Origin of the sequence: Arachidicoccus terrestris, assembly GCF_020042345.1 — a bacterium.
Taxonomy (GTDB): domain Bacteria; phylum Bacteroidota; class Bacteroidia; order Chitinophagales; family Chitinophagaceae; genus Arachidicoccus; species Arachidicoccus terrestris.
In genome coordinates, this window is sequence record NZ_CP083387.1 from 3,948,654 (window position 1) to 3,965,306 (window position 16,653).

A 16,653-nucleotide genomic window follows, 5' to 3' on the forward strand; every position below is an offset into this window, starting at 1 on the left:
TGCCCAATTTATCGGGATTTCGCGGGTAAATGCGGCCGTATCAAACTGGTAAAAACTTATATTTGCTGCAAAATCAATGCTATGGAGGCAAAAAAGGCGGCAGAATCGCTGGTTGTTATGAATGAACTGGTTTTACCCAATGATACCAATACTTTTGGTAATCTGATGGGTGGCCGGCTGATGTATTGGATGGACATTGGCGCTGCCATGGCTGCCGGTAAACATTGTAATAAGCCTTGTATGACTGCCAGTGTGGATAATATCAGCTTTAAGAATCCGATTAAACTGGGTAATATCGTTCATATTGAGGTTAAACTTACCCGCGCATTCAATACATCTATGGAAGTCCGGATCCAGGTATGGGGAGAAGACAGCCTCCACAAGCACCGGTATGAGAGCAATGAAGCTTATTTTACTTTTGTTGCCTTAGATGAACATAACCGGCCAAGCCCGGTTCCCGAACTGATCCCTGAAACTGAGGAGGAGAAAGAGCAGTATAAGGCTGCATTGAGGCGAAGACAGCTTAGACTGATTCTGGGTGGCAAGATGGCCCCTGATGATGCAACCGAACTGAAAGCGCTTTTTGTGCGTACAAAAGCACCGCATCAGGAAGCTTGATTCTGCTATAATAATATATTGCCGTACACAGCGTTATATTAGTTATTAAATGGCAATTAGCTGTTTTGCTTATGGATAAAAATCATAATATCATTTTCACAATAGGAAGGGCTTTGCGTTGCCTGTCTGTTTTAGCCATAATGGGATGTTTTTCCCACTCATTAATGGCGCAGACTCTTTTGCAGCGCAGCTACTTTGAAATTGGTGGCGGTATCCTCCGCTATGGGGGATCCATACCAGATGTCGATACGAAAGCAGCCGCCTCTTTCGGTATTCATTATGAATTAACAGATAAAATCCATCTGCAGCTGGTCTATACCGCTTCTGAAGCTGGCGGTGGAGATTCTGCACTTGTCAATAATGACAATATGGGTAATGATACGCGCAGTGCCGGTTACTATTTCAGATCCAATATTAACGAGTTGACGCTCACGGGTTCGTACGATTTTTTTAACCTGAATGACGGATACAGGTTTACGCCTTATGTATTGGGAGGTGCCGGTATATATAATTTTAAACCTTATCAGGTGGTAGAATATGAAAATGCCAAAGGTGCACTTAGAAAGGAAAACCGCGCGATGAAACAAGTGGAGCCTTTTAATAACTGGCAGCTGAATATCCCGGTTGGCCTGGGCATCAAGTGGGGCCTTTCTGCTAATACTCAATTGAAACTGGAAGGCAAATACCGGATATTATTCAACCCTTATATTGATAATTATATAGCGGACGGTAACAATGATCATTATTATTCGATTTCTTTAGGGTTTATTTTCAGGTTAAGTAAGATCGCAGGTGGTTATGGACGCCCGGCCGGCAGAGCCGGCAGAAAAAACTGCAATTGCCCGCCGGTTTATTGAGTCTTCATAAAGGGAATACCATTGATAGGTACGAAGCAGGCGAAAGGCCTGCTTTTTGCAGGTATAAGCACAATAGAGATTTTCCGGTTGTCAGTATTAGTTAGTAGAAATTAATTACCACTATGGCCTATAAGAGTTTACAGGAAGCGGTCGAAGATTTAGAACGTGTGGGCAGGTTGATCCGCATCAAAGAAGAAGTAGACCCATATTTGGAGATGGCTTCTATTCAGTTGCGCGCCTATAAGGAAGGCGGGCCGGCGATACTGTTTGAAAATGTAAAAGGCTCCAGGTTTAAGGTACTAGCGAACCTCTACGGCACAATGGACAGATGTAAATATCTTTTCAGAGAGACTCTTCCCAAAGTCCAAAATCTGATGTCCCTTAGAGGAAACCCCATGGAAGCCCTTAAAAAGCCGGTTTCGGGAGTGAAATCTGGTATGGCAGCACTTACAGCCCTTCCGTTAAAGCTGCATGCAAAGACAGCAGACTATTTTGAAGAAGTCAGCCTTTCTGATCTACCGCAGATACAACACTGGCCAATGGATGGCGGTGCTTTTATTACATTGCCGCAGGTCTTTTCCGAGAATATAGACAAGCCTGGTGTAATGAACGGAAATATGGGAATGTATCGCATTCAGTTATCTGGCAATGACTATTTAAAAGATCAGGAGGTAGGTCTTCATTACCAGATCCACAGAGGTATCGGTGTCCATCAACAGCTGGCTGAAAAGCAGCACCGACCTTTAAAGGTGAGTATATTCGTCGGTGGGCCTCCTGCTCATAGTGTGGCTGCAGTGATGCCACTCCCGGAAGGGATCAGTGAACTGACGTTTGCCGGTCTGCTGGCCGGTCGCAGGTTCCGGTACTTTTATGAAGATGGCTATGTGATCAGCCGGGACGCTGACTTTGTGATCACCGGAGAGGTCGCCCAAGGACAGCTGAAGCCGGAAGGCCCTTTTGGGGACCATCTGGGGTATTATAGCCTTACCCACCCCTTTCCGCTTTTAAAGATTCACAAGGTTCTTGCTAAAAAGGATGCCATATGGCCTTTTACGGTCGTAGGCAGACCTCCACAGGAGGATACCAGCTTTGGTGATCTCATCCATGAAATCACAGCGGGGGCAATTAGCCAGGAAATTCCAGGTGTAAAAGCGGTGAATGCGGTCGATCAGGCAGGTGTGCACCCTTTATTGTTAGCTATCGGTTCAGAGCGTTATACGCCCTATCAAAAAGAAACGGCACCTGCGGAGTTACTTACTCAGGCCAACCGGATATTAGGTACAGGACAGTTAAGCCTGGCTAAATATTTATGGATCACGGATGATCCGGGTGGTCAGTTATCTGTAAAGGATATTCCGGAATTTTTTAAACATATGTTAGAGAGAATCGATTTTGAAAGAGATCTACATTTTCAGACCTGTACAACAATCGATACCTTAGATTATAGCGGTACCGCTTTAAATAAGGGCAGTAAGCTAATATTGGCAGCAACAGGCCCGGCCATAAGAAGGCTGGCTGCTTTGATTCCTGAAACACTGGCAAATGCTTTGCAGGATCAGCAGCTTTTGCAGGATTATCCGGTCGTTCTGGTAATGCCCGGCGTGCTTGCTATAGAAATGCCTGCTGTTAAGGAGCCTGTACGGGCAGCGCAGGATCTGGCAGCGCTGAAAGAATTACTCTTAAATAATAAAGATGCTCTTCGGGGCTTTCCAATGATTGTATTAACAGAAAGCGCTTCTTTTATGGGAGATTCGCTCGCTAATTTCCTGTGGGTGACTTTTACCAGAAGCAACCCGGCGGAAGATGTCCATGGTCTGGAGGAGACAATGGTTAATAAACATTGGGGCTGCAAGACCTCGATAATTATTGATGCCCGCATCAAAAAACATCATGCGCCTGCCTTAACAATGGACTCCGAAGTAGAGGTTAATGTAGATAAGCTACTTCAGCCTTATAAAGGATACTTTCCAACAACCTTATTCTGAATACTGGAGTAACGGTGTACATCTCCAAAGCAGGCTTTAACCGCCCAGAGTGGACCAGGTGTCCAGTATCTGTTGTGTCTGATTTTTGGTGTCAGGTTTTGTTATAATGGCTCTGATAATACTCTTCTCGTCAATCAGGAAAGTGGTGCGGTGAATACCCAGAAACGAGCGCCCCATAAATTTTTTAGGTCCATAAACACCGTAGGCGTCTAAAATAACTTTGTCTTCATCTGCGATAAGTGGAAAAGGCAGATCAAATTTTTCCTCAAATTTCTTATGACTTTTAACACTATCTCCACTGACTCCGATCACCTGATATCCCTGTTTGATCAGTGTCTGATAATTGTCTCTCAGGTTGCAGGCCTGTGCCGTACATCCGGGTGTATTATCTTTTGGATAAAAATATAAAACAACTCTTTGGCCTTTAAAATCAGCCAGTGAAATGACATCACCGTTTTGATCTACGCCTTTGAAAGCGGGTGCTTTATCTCCAGGTTTAAGTATTATATCGCTCATGTACCTTAATTATTTTCTACTGTTTTTAATCAAGCTCTATTGAAAGAGTGCGCAATTTCAAAGGTATCGAATGTTGAAAGCCTTGCCAAATGTTATTTAATGTTGTCTTGTCAAAAGGACTGCTTTGTCAGCCTTTGTTTAGGCCCGATTGCAGCCATTCTTTCTTTAGCATGGCAAAATGGCGTTCGCTTCCCCATTTACCTTTGAAAAAGATATTTTCTATAAAGTGCCCCTCTTCTCTAAACCCCAGGCTTCTCAATAACTGAATGGAGGCCGTGTTTTCCGCATCCACAATTTCTCTCACTCTGTGAAAACCTGCAATATTGAACAAGTAATGCAAAATGGCTCGTAACGTTTCTTTTGCATAGCCTTTTCTCTGCTCTGTATGTGCAATGGTGATACCTGTCTCGGCTATTCTGATGTCATATTGATCAAGGCGAATTGCGCAATCTCCGATTATTGTTCCGGTGCTTTTGTTTTCGATGCCATATTGCACCCACTGACCAGGTTGCCCAAACTCTTTATCCAGGTGTTCCTGAATAAACGCCTGAGCTTCCTCAAGGGTGTATACATCAAACCCCTGATATCGGGTGACTTCTGGATTTGAACGGTAAAAGTAAAAGTCAGCCAGATCTGTCGTTTTTAAATTTCTGATACGAAGGCGTTGGGTATCTATGATCAACTTGTTCATTCTCGAAAAGAAGTATTGAGTTCAAACAGCATTAAAAAATTATACAAATACCTCACTTGTCATCGTTATGGCCTTTTGGAAGGCCGCTTCATTTAGGGGAATATTATACTGTTGCGTCTTAAAATAACGAATCATCAGCTCAGTATCCATATTGCCTACGAGATCATCCTGAGCCATCGGACAGCCTCCTATGCCTTTTAAGGCGCCATCGAACCTCAGGCAGCCGCCCTCGAGTGCCGCCTGTATCTTTTCATGGCTGTTCTCCCGGGTAGAATGCAGGTGAACGCCGAAGGTGATGGCTGGATAATGGGGGATCAATTCCTGCAGCGCTTCTTTGATTTGTACAGGTGTTGCCAGCCCAACTGTGTCTGCCAGAGATATGATTTTGATACCGAGTTCAGCCATTTTCTCAGCCCAGTCCTGCAAAATGACGGCATTATACGGATCTCCATAAGGATTGCCAAAACCCATGCTTAAATAAATAACAAGTTCTTTATCGTGGGCTAAACAAAGTTTCTGAATTTGACTGACCCGCTCGAAGCTTTCAGCTCTGGTACTATTCGTGTTCCGTAACTGGAAGGTCTCAGAAATGGAAAATGGAAAACCAAGATAATGGATCTCTTTATATTTACAGGCATCTTCTGCACCACGTACATTTGCGATGATCGCCAATAACTTTGTAGGTGTTTTAATACCGGAAAAATTTAGCCGGGCCAGGACCTCAGCGGTATCCGCCATCTGCGGGATGGCTTTAGGAGAAACAAAGCTCCCGAAATCCAGCACCGGAAAACCTGCCTCCAGTAGCGCTTTCAGGTAAGCCACCTTCGTATCGGTCGTAATAGGGTGTGGCCAACCCTGCATAGCATCCCTGGGGCATTCCACCAGTTCAATGACTTTATTTTGGGTTACCGTTTGCATGGCGGTCGTTTTAAGTTGTATCCGCAGTATAGCTACTAGCGCTGCTGCATGCGCTGCTTCATCGCCTCATATAATGTGATACCGGCAGCAACAGATACGTTTAAGGAATCAAAATTACCGGTCATAGGAATAGCATATTTCTCGTTGGCCGCTTTAGAAATATAAGGCTGCACTCCGTTATCTTCGCTACCCATGACAAAACAACAAGGAAGGGTCAGATCCAGTTCAAATAGTTTTTTGGGCGCATCCATTTCAGAAGTGAAAATACCGATGCCATTCAATTGTAATTCTTCCACTGCTTTAAGCAGACTGCTGACTCTGCAGATGTTGATTTTTTCCAGGGCACCGGCACTGCTTTTGACGGCGTCCTCGCCCAATGCTCCCACTCCTTTATCGGGAATAATGATCGCATGGGTGCCGGTACAAAGGGCGCTACGGGCAATAGCACCTATATTACGGACGTCGGTGATACCATCCAGCATTAAAAACTGTGGTACGTCACCATTACCTACAATATGATCAATGACCTGTTGAAGGTTTTGATAAGTGACAGCGGATTTAAAGGCGATAACACCTTGATGGTTCGTATTGGTCAGGCTATAGAGTTTTTCCTGGGGAACTGGTTGTACGGGGATATTCAGCTTTTTGGCCTGGCTTCTTATACCCTGTATCACATCACCGGAAGCGTTTTTGAAAATAAGTATTTTATCGATATTAATACCACTTTTAAGCGCTTCCATAACGGGGTTACGTCCAACAATAATGTTCTTCTTAGACTGGTAGTTATTTGTACTTTTTTTCTGAAAAGCCATACATTATTTTTTAGTGCAGCCTTGGATGAATGTGAAGATTCGTGTTCTTCTGCCTGAAAGACATCCTGTACGGCTTTTACACAAAGGTAGTAAATTACCTTCGATAAGCATTATTATTTGCCTGTTGCAGATTACGACGCCTTACTTTAATAAGCCGGTATAAGGGCTATTTATAGAATATGCTCAGACGTACACGTGGAGCAGAAGGTGGGCTTGCTAAACTTTTTATATCTGACCAGTATCTTTATTATAGGCCTCCATGGCAGCAGCTACGCTCCCGTATTGAAGCAGTAAATGCTTGGCTTTTTCTGTTTCAAGGCCCGTTTTTTCAATGAGCATTCTGGTGCCCCGCTCGATAAGTTTTTGATTGGTGAGCTGCATATTGACCATTTTATTATCCAGAACCCTGCCCATCCGGATCATGGCAATCGTAGAGATCATGTTCAGTACCATTTTCTGCGCAGTGCCGCTTTTAAGCCGGGTGCTGCCGGTCAAAAATTCCGGTCCTACTATCACTTCTACCGGGAAGTCGGCTACCTGGCTGATCGGTGCATGTTTATTGCAGGTGATGCAACCTGTAACAATGCCGAGCGCTCTGCATTTTTCCATAGCGCCTATTACATAAGGCGTCGTGCCGCTAGTGGCAAGTCCGATCAGTATATCATTTTTACTGACCTTATGTGATTCCAGGTCTTTCCAACCCTGCTCTTCATCGTCTTCGGCATTCTCCACGGCGTCTGTCAGGGCAATATTGCCACCGGCAATAATACCTATTACATAGTTCTTGGATACACCAAAGGTTGGTGGGATTTCACTGGCATCCAGTACACCCAGCCGGCCACTGGTACCGGCACCAATATAAAACAGTCTGCCCCCTCTTGCCATGGCTTCGACAACGGCCAGGGCCAGTTTTTCAATTTGCGGCAGTGCTGCCTGAACAGCCAATGGAACTTGCTGGTCTTCCTGATTCATGCCTGCAAGCAAATCATGCAATGGCATTGTCTCCAGATGGCGATAACTGGAAGGCTGTTCTGTTGTTTTAATAAATGGTTCCATAGATCAATGATTAGACTATTTTCGACATAAAGTTATAAAGAATCTGTTCACCAACAGCCGCGCTTTTTTCCGGATGGAACTGTACACCGTAGAAGTTATTTTTGTGCAGGGCGGTGCTATAAGGGTGAATATAGTCTGTTTCGGCGATGGTATGATCTCCAACGGCTGCATAATAACTGTGTACCAGATAGGTAAAGCTGTTTTCTGCTACTTTATCGAACAGCGGGGTTTTCAGACTACTGATCTGATTCCAGCCAATCTGGGGAATTTTAAATTCTTTGGACTTAAAAGCCAATACCTGCTCGTCAAAAATACCCAGACAATCTGTATCTCCCTCATCGCTATGGCTACACATGAGCTGCATCCCAAGACATATGCCCAGAAAAGGTTGCTTAAGTGAGGGTAATAGCTTATCCAGTCTTTTCTCTTTCAGGTATGTCATGGCAGATCCTGCATGGCCTACGCCGGGAAAAATAACTTTGTCTGCGCCTTCGATCTTTTCCGCATTATCTGTCACTTCAGCGGTAAACCCAATTCTTTCCAGAGCATATAGGACCGACTGAACATTCCCCGCATTATATTTTATAATTACTGTTTGCATTTATTACAATTATTAAATACTATTTATCCACTTTTAGATTTGGCATCTGAAAGAAAGTTATTGGCGAATGGTCTGCAAAAATGACTTTGTTGCCTTTTCAATGGATAAAGCGTCCTTAGTTCCGGCTAGCGCCTTGATATACGCACTTCCTATAATGGCTCCATCCGTGTACTTCGCCGCTGCATCAAAAGATGTTTTGTCCCTGATCCCAAACCCGGCCAAAACTGGATTTTTGAGCCCATAGCCACTTAACCCGGAAAGATATTTCTCTACCAGGGAAAAATCTTTTTCATGCCCTGTAGTAGAACTGGACGAAACGGCATATAGAAAACCACTGCTCAAGCTATCTAATAGCTTAATTCTTTCTTCTGACGTTTCTGGTGTGATTAAGAAGATGAAGTCCAAACCATATTCTTTCACGATGGCTCCGTACTCCTGTTGATACTCCAGTGGAGGCAGATCGGGAAGGATCAGCCCATCAATGCCAACCTCTGCAGCGCTTTTACAGAAGCGCTCAAATCCATATTGCAGGACGGGGTTCATATAGCCCATCAACACAACCGGCACCTGGATGTCTTTTCTAAAGCCCTTTAGTTGATTGAAGAGTATCGAAATGGTCATTCCGTTTTTCAGGGCGACTCCCCCGCTCTGCTGAATGATTTCTCCATCAGCGAGCGGATCGCTATATGGCATACCCAATTCAATCAGGTCAGCTCCATTTTGCTGGAGCGATCTCATCACATCTATTGTACTGTTCAATTCCGGATAGCCCGCTGTACAATATACGTTGAGGACCTTGTAATTATCACTTTTGTTAAATGTCTGTGCTATGCGACTCATTTGTTCAAAATATTATTGATTGACAGAAGTCTTATTCAAAGTCTGCCATGTGTTTCATATAGGTGTCCATATCCTTGTCTCCCCTGCCGCTCAGGCAAACGACTACCCTGCTGCCTGCAGGAAATTCTACTTGTTCGAGACCGCTGAGCGCGTGCGAACTTTCCAGCGCCGGGATAATTCCTTCCAACCGTGTGAGGTTGAAGGCGGCTTTTAAGGACTGATCATCTGTGGCACTCAGGAACCGGCCTCTTCCGCTGGCAAACAGATGCGCATGTAAGGGGCCGATACCCGGATAATCCAGTCCTGCAGAGATACTATGTGGTTCTACGACCTGCCCATCAGCTGTTTGCATTACAATGCTTTTGCTGCCGTGTAAAACGCCCGGTGTGCCTAATGTTGTGGTTGCAGCCGAGTGGCCGGAATGGATACCTAACCCCGCCGCTTCTACCGCGATAAGCTCAACTGAAGGCTCGTTTAAAAAGTAGTAGAATGCCCCTGCGGCGTTAGAGCCGCCGCCTACACAGGCGATAACGTGCGTAGGCAACTCGCTGCCGGTTTTTTCCTTTAGTTGCCAGCGGATCTCTTCACTGATGATGCTCTGAAAGCGGGCGACCATATCCGGATAAGGGTGTGGACCAACAACACTGCCAATCACATAATGGGTATCAGTGGGGTTATTGATCCAGTCTCTGATTGCTTCATTAGTCGCGTCTTTTAACGTTTTGCTACCACTTTTAGCCGGGATCACTTTAGCACCCAGCATTTTCATGCGGGCTACGTTTGGAGCCTGTCTTTTTATATCGATCTCGCCCATGTATACGATGCATTCCAGCCCTTTCAGGGCACAGACCGTGGCCGTTGCGACGCCATGCTGTCCGGCGCCAGTTTCAGCGATAATGCGTTTTTTACCCAGTCGCTGCGCGAGTAATACCTGACCGATCGCGTTATTGATCTTATGCGCACCGGTATGGTTCAAATCCTCTCTTTTCAGGTAAATCTCGGTACCTATCTGGGCACTTAGCCTTTGAGCCAAATATAAGGGCGATGGTCTGCCGACATAGTCTTTCAGCAGATATTTATATTCTTTCTGGAAGTCGGCATCCTCCATGATAGAGATGTATTCCTTCTGTAATTGTGCTACATTCGGGTAAAGCATTTCAGGGATATAGGCGCCGCCGAACTGCCCGTAATATCCATTTTCATCAACTTGAATCTGCTGTTTCATTCGGATCTATACTAAATTTAAATATTCGTGTTTTTTGTTTTTAATACCCAAAACTACCGACACCATCTAACATGCCATTAATCAATTCCTGTCTTCTTTGTAATTGATCAAACACATTTTGAATAATGTTTTCCATGCAGGCGTATATCGTGATGACAGAATAATTAGCACCGTTGCCATAATCCTGAATGGTTTCTTTATGGCCGTCTTTATAGATGACTGTCAGATAGATGGGTAATTGTTCGCTATTAATATCATGATGAACGATTGTCGTGTCACCTTTGACACGGCCCATAGCGTAACTGCTGCGTATGAGGGTATCCATATGGACCCACAAGTCCTTGGCCAGCCTGGCCCTATTGATATCTGGCTCTTTCTCAGTGGACCTCTTCACAACGATTTCCATATTGGTCTTCTTGGTTGTCTCCAGGTCTATATTCAAGGCGTGATAGCTACCATCGAAATCTTCCAGCACCTTATAGCTGATAGAGGAAATTTCTGAATGGCGTATGCCTTTTTGAAAGAAGTTTAAGAAACTTCCCCAATAAGAGGAATAACGGATTGTATCACTCTGATAAGGCTGATGGTTCAGCTCATCCTGGCTTTGCCACCTGTGGAGCTGGAGGTAATGTTTACCTGCTACCTGAATCTCATTAAAATATGCAGGAGCATGATCGCTGCCTGATGCCAAGAGGTTAAAGGCTGTATAGCTTTTCCCGGATTGCGAAAGGTATACCAGTATTTTAAAAGTGGCTGTAGCCCAGTCTCCTGGTCTTTTGGCAATATAGCCACTCACAACCAGATCGGTTTTGCCGTCGCTGTTGAGATCTGTTTTCAACCATCTTTTGGATTGTGTTTGCTGGCTGTATTTATCTATCTCGCTATTGCTAAAATTATAATATGACTGCCACTCGTCACCACTTGTCAGGTAGAAAAACTTCCATTGGGGTGCACTCTTGACGTCATAATTCATTTCCTTGACATAGCGCAGTGCTGCGCTATCACTATTGATCTGATCAATGGTCAGCTTTTGGCCATAACTGCCAGCCGCACCAAAAAGCGCCATTAATAAAATGCCTGTTTTATATAGGTATCTTTTCATTGCAAATTTACTTTTAGTTGCCGTATGAATGCCTGGATCCTATCTAAATCCTTGACGCCGGGCTCCGTCTCAAAACGGCTGTTTATATCCAACGAAATTAAACTTTTTGCCACACTTAGCTCCTGAAATAACTTAAGATCTGGCAAATGTTCCTCGCTGATGCCTCCGCTGAGGAAAAAAGGCTTCTCCAGGGACAGGTTCTCCAGTATACTCCAGTCAAAACGTTTGCCGGAGCCGCCAAAGCTCTTAGTATTTGTGTCAAAAAGAAAGTAATCCACAATTTCCCGGTAAGGGAGGATCTTATAGAGAACGTCGTCGTTGTTAAGTAGCCTAAAAGCCTTGATTACCGGAATATTCTCTGCAATCTTTTCACATAGTAAAGGGGCTTCATCTCCATGAAGCTGTACCATGTCCAGACCACAGGCCTCTACAGTATTCAATATTTCGTCTTTGTCTGCGTTAACAAAGACGCCCACTTTTTTAAAAGATCCGTTAATTGCCTTGATCTCTTCCGGCCGCATCTTATTGCCTACATATCTGGGAGAGGCCGGATAAAAGATAAATCCTATATAATCAACGCCCATTTCTCCAAGAGTGCTGACCTGCATTGCCTGGGTCATGCCACATACCTTTATTTGTAACGGTCTACTCATCGTGCTAGTTTCCTGTCTGTAGTGCATTTAGTTCGCTGATATAGTGGCTGAATGCTGTGCCGGGATCAGCATTTTTCATAAAATATTCTCCAATCAAAAAGCCTTTGAATCCTGCCTGATACAGTTCATTTGTTACTTTTACATCACTGATACCGCTTTCCGCGATAGCCGGCCTGTCTTTTGGCAGTAGTGATCTTAGCTTTATGGAATGGCGAATATCTACCTCGAAGGTCTTCAGGTTGCGATTGTTAATACCTACTAAATCAATATCATCTGTTAACCGGTCCAGCTCTTCTTCCGTATGGATTTCAAGTAAGACTTCCAGCTCTAGCTTTTTAGCATAAGCGGCCAGTTGTTTCACCCTCGCAGCAGATAAACACGCAGCAATCAATAGAATTACATCGGCTCCTGCAGCTCTTGCTTCCAGAAGCTGATATTCTTCGATTATAAAGTCTTTTCTCAGAATAGGAACGTCATTGTCTCTGGCAATTTTAAGATCATCCAGACTGCCACCAAAAAAGTGCTGGTCCGTCAGAATGGACAGGCTGCTGGCACCGGCTTTTGTATAGGCGCCTGTCACCTCTTCTACACTCACCTGATCATTGATGACACCCTTGGATGGAGAACGACGTTTGTACTCAGCAATGACAGCCGGTACCGTAGCTTTCTGTATGCGCTCTTTTAAAGAATATGGCCTGCGGAGCAACTGAGGACTTTTCATTAAAACGGAGGCGGGCATCTCTTTCATGGCACGGGCTACCTCTCCTATCTTATAGTCGATAATTTTTTCTAATATATTTTTCATCTGGTTTGTTTCTTTAATGTATAGTTTTATACTCTGGCTTTCCGGAGTGTTCGCTACTTATAGGCTTGGTTGATGTCGATCAGCCGTTCCAGTGCGCTCAGCGCTTTACCAGATTCCAGGCTGACTACTGCCTGTTGGTATGCCTGCTGGTAATCGGCGTAGTTGCCGGTACAATGTAAAGCTGTAGCGGCATTGGCCAGAACGACTGCGTTTTGCGCCCAGCTGCCTTTGCCTGTAATGATTCTCCTAAATAGCCCGGCTGCTTCTTCCAGTGTATTTCCACCAAAAATATCCTCAGCGGATACTTGTCTCTTGCCCAGAGACTCCGGAGTGGCAATACGTTCACCTGCACGGGTGATGATCTTGGAGTCGCCGGTCAGAGAAATTTCATCATAGCCTTCCAGGCTATGGACGATTGCAAAATCTCTCTCGGATTTTTGCAACAGATAATTGTAAAGTCTGGCCATTTCCAGATTGTACACGCCCAGAAGCTGATATTGGGGCCTGGCCGGATTCACTAGAGGTCCCAGCATATTAAAGAAAGTACGAATGCCCAGATTTTTACGTAACGGACCGACCGTTTTCAGGGCCGGGTGGAAGGACGGAGCGTGCAAAAAACAGATACCTGCTTCTTTTAATTCTTTTTGCAATTTGTCCTGGTCTGCTTTAAAAACATAACCTAGCTGTTCCATTACGTTGGAGGAACCACTAATTGAAGTTGCTCCGTAATTGCCGTGCTTGGCTACTTTTTGCCCGGCACCGGCGGCAATAAAACAGGCCAGTGTAGAAATATTGAACGTATTTTTGCCATCTCCACCAGTGCCGACGATATCGAGCAAGGGTTCGGCACCCAGGTCCACTTTAACACATAGCTCCAGAAGAGCATCACTGAATCCTTGCAATTCTTCAATGGTGATCGTGCGCATCAAAAAAACAGTCACAAAGGCGGTGATCTCAGTCTCTGTATACATACCCTTAGAGATCTGTATCAAAATATCTTTACTTTGTGCGGTACTTAATGTTTTATAGTCGAATAAATACTGAAGAATTTTTTTCATTCCTATTTATTATTTAGCATTTTTGAATGTATTGAAAATTGTCCGGTGTCGTTTCTTCCATTGTTGTTCCGGTTGAAACTGATTATATATTGTTACTGGCCAAGCCAATTTTCTATCATACCTCTGCCCTCGGGAGTGAGTACACTCTCTGGATGGAATTGTACGCCTTGCACATCATAGGTTTTATGTTGCAATCCCATAATATATCCATTTTCATCCTCGGCGGTGATTTCCAACAGGTCGCCGGGGAATCCGTCTTTACTCACGACCCAGCTGTGATAACGGCCTACGGTAAATTCTGAAGGCAGTCCTACAAATAAAGGGCTTTTGGTGCCTGTCAGCATACAGGATGAACTTACCCCGTGAAATACATGGCTTAGATTTTCAAGTTTGGCACCAAAAACTTCCCCAATAGCCTGCTGTCCAAGGCAAACACCCAATATTGATTTTGTGGGCGCATAGGCCTTAATCAGATCAAGCAGAATGCCGGATTCTTCCGGAAGCCCTGGACCTGGAGACAAGATTATCTTATCATAAGCAGCAACGGCTTCGAGTGAAATCTTATCATTGCGAAAAACATCCACGGCGTCCCCTGTTATCTGCCGGACAATCTGAACGAGGTTAAAGGTAAATGAGTCGTAATTATCTAAAACTAAAAGTTTCATTTTTTATATGTCTATGTTAAGTGAGGCTTGTTAATTTTAAAAAAGTTCGTCTGCCAGAATTAATGCCTGTTTTAATGCCCCCAGTTTATTATGTACTTCCTGCAGTTCTGTCGCCGGATCGGACTTGGCAACAATACCCCCACCTGCCTGATAATAAAGGGTGTTATTTTTACTCATAAAGGAGCGGATCATGATTGCATGGTTAAACGAGCCATTGAAACCCACAAAACCAATTGTACCTGCATAGAAACTTCTGGAGTCGGCCTCATACTGATCAATTAGTTGCATAGCCTTAAACTTGGGAGCACCACTTAGGGTCCCTGCCGGGAAGGTGGCTGCCAGTAAAGCAAAAGGATTGGCACCTGCAGGCAGACTGCCTCTTACTTCACTGACAATATGCATCACGTGCGAATAGTGATGGATCTGTTTAAAGTAGCTGACATGCACATTCTCACACAGGCGACTCAGATCATTACGGGCAAGATCAACCAGCATCGTATGTTCGGCATTCTCCTTAGGATCCTGCAATAATCTTTCACTGAGCTGCTGGTCCTCGACCGGATCTCCGGTTCTTTTAAAAGTGCCGGCGATGGGATGGACAATGGCGGTTCCGTTATCAATTATTAACTGGGACTCCGGCGAAGACCCCATCAGGCGATAATCGCCGTAATCAAAGTAAAATAGATACGGAGAAGGGTTGATAGAGCGCAGGGCACGGTAGACATTGAAGTCGTCACCGGTATACCGTTGCTGGAATCTGCGTCCCAACACTATTTGGAAAACATCGCCTCTCAGGCAGCTCTTAATGCCTTTGGTGATCATGTCCAGGTGCTGTTCGTCTGTTTTGTTAGAAGACTCCCCGCCATGAATGGCAAATGGAAACTCAGGGACGTCCTTGCTTTTTATGACCGTCTCCAGTTCTGCCAGATTACTGTCAAGGCCGGCGATTTTATTTTCACAGATAAACATCTCATTTTTGAAATGATTAATAATGATCACATATTGATAAAGCCGATAACGCATAAAAGGCACTTCTCTTTCCGGTTGATTGCCAGCAGAAGGCAATTGGATGGTGTCAAAAAACTGAACCGCATTATAGGATACATATCCAAACAAACCCTGCGCTCGTTTAGTCTCAGCAGAGGCTGTTTCCTGGATATCGAATTGCTTCATATAGTCCCATAGGATGGACGGCACCTGTTGACTATCTTTAATGGCAAGGGTTTCGGGCTGTCTGCCCGGGTATTTTAATTCAATGGAGTTAAGGTCCCGCACTTCTATACCACCGATAGCGCCGATACCAATAATTGATCGGCTGCTGGAAGCGACCTGATGTTCCGCACTTTCCAATAAGATGGTATCCCGATACTTATCTCTTAATCTAAGATAGATACCGACCGGCGTATATATGTCAGATAGTATTTTTTTACAATGCGTTTCAATTTTTATTTTCTGCATCATTAATGTTTTTTAAAATAACTCATGCAAGGGATAAGAAAAAGCCCCGGACGAATGATCGCCGAGGCTTGAATATATTGCTATCTTTAATTTTTCACTTCTTGGTAGTAAAATAAATCATGGTGCTATACTTCAAACGGACCCGACGTCTTTGAGCATTGCCACCACCAATGAATATTTACTGTGTTCAAAATCATGGTGCAAATTTAAATGCTTTTTGATAAATGAAAAAATAATCGTGCTATTTTTTTTAAGTTATTGACCGTCAGTACCTATTCGAGCTATTTTTCAGAATAACAGGTTGGTGTTGACACTACCATTGATTAGAGGTATATTCATATTCACGTTAAACTGGAAGATACGATTCGCTGTTATTGCCGGCAAAGGCTGATAGATGCCTGTATTTATAATAATAGCAGCACTAATCCGATCTATAATGTGACCATTAATTTGGACGAGATTGGTAATGCAGCCCATGAATTGGCAACGGTAAAAGTATATGGCAGAAATTATGTTGCAGATTCTGTCAGGAGAAGGGAATTATATGCTGATCTCTACAATTATAAGGATCCAAGACTTAGCATGGGAGACAATTGCCTGATGAAAGAGATCTCTTTTATGGGTGAAAGGCAAAATGCGGCCAGCTGCTAGCCTTGCAGGCAGAGCAGTCGGCTTATGTTCGGCATCGGTTTACAAAGAGTCTGATTGAGAAGTACGGTAATATCTATAATGAAGATTCTTTGAATACCTGTATACAGCAATATGCGCCTACTTATGAAGCGCTGAAGAAAAT

Annotated in this window: 18 protein-coding genes; 4 read left to right on the forward strand and 14 right to left on the reverse strand. The window is 44.1% G+C overall.

Features of this window, described 5'->3' with window-relative positions:
* Window positions 1-81: 81 nt before the first annotated feature.
* The 3 genes from K9M52_RS15445 to K9M52_RS15455 all read left to right on the forward strand — a co-directional run bounded on the left by K9M52_RS15445 (window position 82) and on the right by K9M52_RS15455 (window position 3,460).
* Window positions 82-618, forward strand: coding sequence for an acyl-CoA thioesterase (locus K9M52_RS15445; protein ID WP_224069331.1), 537 nt, complete (start codon window positions 82-84; stop codon window positions 616-618).
* 164 nt (window positions 619-782) lie between these two features.
* A complete protein-coding gene (locus K9M52_RS15450) occupies window positions 783-1,475 on the forward strand; it encodes a DUF6089 family protein (RefSeq protein WP_394369818.1) in 693 nt (230 codons plus the stop codon).
* A gap of 122 nt (window positions 1,476-1,597) precedes the next feature.
* Window positions 1,598-3,460: a UbiD family decarboxylase gene (locus K9M52_RS15455; protein WP_224069332.1), complete on the forward strand. Its 1,863-nt coding sequence runs from the start codon at window positions 1,598-1,600 to the stop codon at window positions 3,458-3,460.
* Window positions 3,461-3,496: 36 nt separating this feature from the next.
* Here K9M52_RS15455 and bcp read toward each other — a convergent pair whose 3' ends face one another.
* The 14 genes from bcp to K9M52_RS15525 all read right to left on the reverse strand — a co-directional run bounded on the left by bcp (window position 3,497) and on the right by K9M52_RS15525 (window position 15,863).
* Complete coding sequence (gene bcp, locus K9M52_RS15460) at window positions 3,497-3,976, reverse strand: thioredoxin-dependent thiol peroxidase (RefSeq protein ID WP_224069333.1); 480 nt, start codon at window positions 3,974-3,976, stop codon at window positions 3,497-3,499.
* 127 nt (window positions 3,977-4,103) lie between these two features.
* On the reverse strand, window positions 4,104-4,667 hold the full coding sequence (locus K9M52_RS15465; RefSeq protein WP_224069334.1) for a GNAT family N-acetyltransferase: 564 nt from the start codon (window positions 4,665-4,667) through the stop codon (window positions 4,104-4,106).
* Between the two features lie 39 nt (window positions 4,668-4,706).
* Window positions 4,707-5,585, reverse strand: coding sequence for a hydroxymethylglutaryl-CoA lyase (locus K9M52_RS15470; protein ID WP_224069335.1), 879 nt, complete (start codon window positions 5,583-5,585; stop codon window positions 4,707-4,709).
* 35 nt (window positions 5,586-5,620) lie between these two features.
* Window positions 5,621-6,397 carry a 23S rRNA (guanosine(2251)-2'-O)-methyltransferase RlmB gene (gene rlmB, locus K9M52_RS15475; protein ID WP_224069336.1) on the reverse strand — a complete coding sequence of 259 codons (777 nt, stop codon included), beginning with the start codon at window positions 6,395-6,397 and terminating at the stop codon, window positions 5,621-5,623.
* Window positions 6,398-6,622: 225 nt separating this feature from the next.
* Complete coding sequence (gene murQ, locus K9M52_RS15480) at window positions 6,623-7,453, reverse strand: N-acetylmuramic acid 6-phosphate etherase (RefSeq protein WP_224069337.1); 831 nt, start codon at window positions 7,451-7,453, stop codon at window positions 6,623-6,625.
* Between the two features lie 10 nt (window positions 7,454-7,463).
* A complete protein-coding gene (hisH, locus tag K9M52_RS15485) occupies window positions 7,464-8,054 on the reverse strand; it encodes an imidazole glycerol phosphate synthase subunit HisH (RefSeq protein WP_224069338.1) in 591 nt (196 codons plus the stop codon).
* Window positions 8,055-8,111: 57 nt separating this feature from the next.
* Window positions 8,112-8,894 (reverse strand): tryptophan synthase subunit alpha, encoded by a 783-nt coding sequence (gene trpA, locus K9M52_RS15490; protein ID WP_224069339.1) that lies wholly within the window; start codon window positions 8,892-8,894, stop codon window positions 8,112-8,114.
* Between the two features lie 31 nt (window positions 8,895-8,925).
* Window positions 8,926-10,119 (reverse strand): tryptophan synthase subunit beta, encoded by a 1,194-nt coding sequence (gene trpB, locus K9M52_RS15495; protein WP_224069340.1) that lies wholly within the window; start codon window positions 10,117-10,119, stop codon window positions 8,926-8,928.
* Window positions 10,120-10,159: 40 nt separating this feature from the next.
* Window positions 10,160-11,221 (reverse strand): hypothetical protein, encoded by a 1,062-nt coding sequence (locus tag K9M52_RS15500; RefSeq protein ID WP_224069341.1) that lies wholly within the window; start codon window positions 11,219-11,221, stop codon window positions 10,160-10,162.
* Window positions 11,218-11,874 (reverse strand): phosphoribosylanthranilate isomerase, encoded by a 657-nt coding sequence (locus K9M52_RS15505; protein ID WP_224069342.1) that lies wholly within the window; start codon window positions 11,872-11,874, stop codon window positions 11,218-11,220. The genes K9M52_RS15500 and K9M52_RS15505 overlap by 4 nt, the downstream gene beginning before the upstream one ends.
* A 4-nt stretch (window positions 11,875-11,878) precedes the next feature.
* Window positions 11,879-12,679, reverse strand: a complete 801-nt coding sequence (gene trpC / locus K9M52_RS15510; protein WP_224069343.1) for an indole-3-glycerol phosphate synthase TrpC — start codon at window positions 12,677-12,679, stop codon at window positions 11,879-11,881.
* Window positions 12,680-12,732: 53 nt separating this feature from the next.
* Window positions 12,733-13,737 (reverse strand): anthranilate phosphoribosyltransferase, encoded by a 1,005-nt coding sequence (gene trpD, locus K9M52_RS15515; protein WP_224069344.1) that lies wholly within the window; start codon window positions 13,735-13,737, stop codon window positions 12,733-12,735.
* Window positions 13,738-13,829: 92 nt separating this feature from the next.
* Entirely contained in the window at window positions 13,830-14,402 is a 573-nt protein-coding gene (locus tag K9M52_RS15520; RefSeq protein ID WP_224069345.1) for an anthranilate synthase component II, read from the reverse strand.
* Between the two features lie 36 nt (window positions 14,403-14,438).
* Window positions 14,439-15,863 (reverse strand): anthranilate synthase component I family protein, encoded by a 1,425-nt coding sequence (locus tag K9M52_RS15525; protein ID WP_224069346.1) that lies wholly within the window; start codon window positions 15,861-15,863, stop codon window positions 14,439-14,441.
* A gap of 435 nt (window positions 15,864-16,298) precedes the next feature.
* Here K9M52_RS15525 and K9M52_RS15530 point away from each other — a divergent pair, with 435 nt between their 5' ends.
* Entirely contained in the window at window positions 16,299-16,511 is a 213-nt protein-coding gene (locus K9M52_RS15530; protein WP_224069347.1) for a hypothetical protein, read from the forward strand.
* Window positions 16,512-16,653 lie beyond the last annotated feature (142 nt).

Bases quoted from the DNA above. Each gene is read 5' to 3' on its own strand.
- K9M52_RS15470 (WP_224069335.1), bottom strand. From the start codon at position 5,585: ATGCAAACGGTAACCCAAAATAAAGTCATTGAACTGGTGGAATGCCCC.
- trpC (WP_224069343.1), bottom strand. From the start codon at position 12,679: ATGAAAAATATATTAGAAAAAATTATCGACTATAAGATAGGAGAGGTA.
- K9M52_RS15520 (WP_224069345.1), bottom strand. From the start codon at position 14,402: ATGAAACTTTTAGTTTTAGATAATTACGACTCATTTACCTTTAACCTC.
- K9M52_RS15465 (WP_224069334.1), bottom strand. From the start codon at position 4,667: ATGAACAAGTTGATCATAGATACCCAACGCCTTCGTATCAGAAATTTA.
- rlmB (WP_224069336.1), bottom strand. From the start codon at position 6,397: ATGGCTTTTCAGAAAAAAAGTACAAATAACTACCAGTCTAAGAAGAAC.
- hisH (WP_224069338.1), bottom strand. From the start codon at position 8,054: ATGCAAACAGTAATTATAAAATATAATGCGGGGAATGTTCAGTCGGTC.
- K9M52_RS15450 (WP_394369818.1), top strand. From the start codon at position 783: ATGGCGCAGACTCTTTTGCAGCGCAGCTACTTTGAAATTGGTGGCGGT.
- murQ (WP_224069337.1), bottom strand. From the start codon at position 7,453: ATGGAACCATTTATTAAAACAACAGAACAGCCTTCCAGTTATCGCCAT.
- K9M52_RS15445 (WP_224069331.1), top strand. From the start codon at position 82: ATGGAGGCAAAAAAGGCGGCAGAATCGCTGGTTGTTATGAATGAACTG.
- trpA (WP_224069339.1), bottom strand. From the start codon at position 8,894: ATGAGTCGCATAGCACAGACATTTAACAAAAGTGATAATTACAAGGTC.
- trpD (WP_224069344.1), bottom strand. From the start codon at position 13,737: ATGAAAAAAATTCTTCAGTATTTATTCGACTATAAAACATTAAGTACC.
- K9M52_RS15500 (WP_224069341.1), bottom strand. From the start codon at position 11,221: ATGAAAAGATACCTATATAAAACAGGCATTTTATTAATGGCGCTTTTT.
- K9M52_RS15525 (WP_224069346.1), bottom strand. From the start codon at position 15,863: ATGATGCAGAAAATAAAAATTGAAACGCATTGTAAAAAAATACTATCT.
- trpB (WP_224069340.1), bottom strand. From the start codon at position 10,119: ATGAAACAGCAGATTCAAGTTGATGAAAATGGATATTACGGGCAGTTC.
- bcp (WP_224069333.1), bottom strand. From the start codon at position 3,976: ATGAGCGATATAATACTTAAACCTGGAGATAAAGCACCCGCTTTCAAA.
- K9M52_RS15505 (WP_224069342.1), bottom strand. From the start codon at position 11,874: ATGAGTAGACCGTTACAAATAAAGGTATGTGGCATGACCCAGGCAATG.
- K9M52_RS15455 (WP_224069332.1), top strand. From the start codon at position 1,598: ATGGCCTATAAGAGTTTACAGGAAGCGGTCGAAGATTTAGAACGTGTG.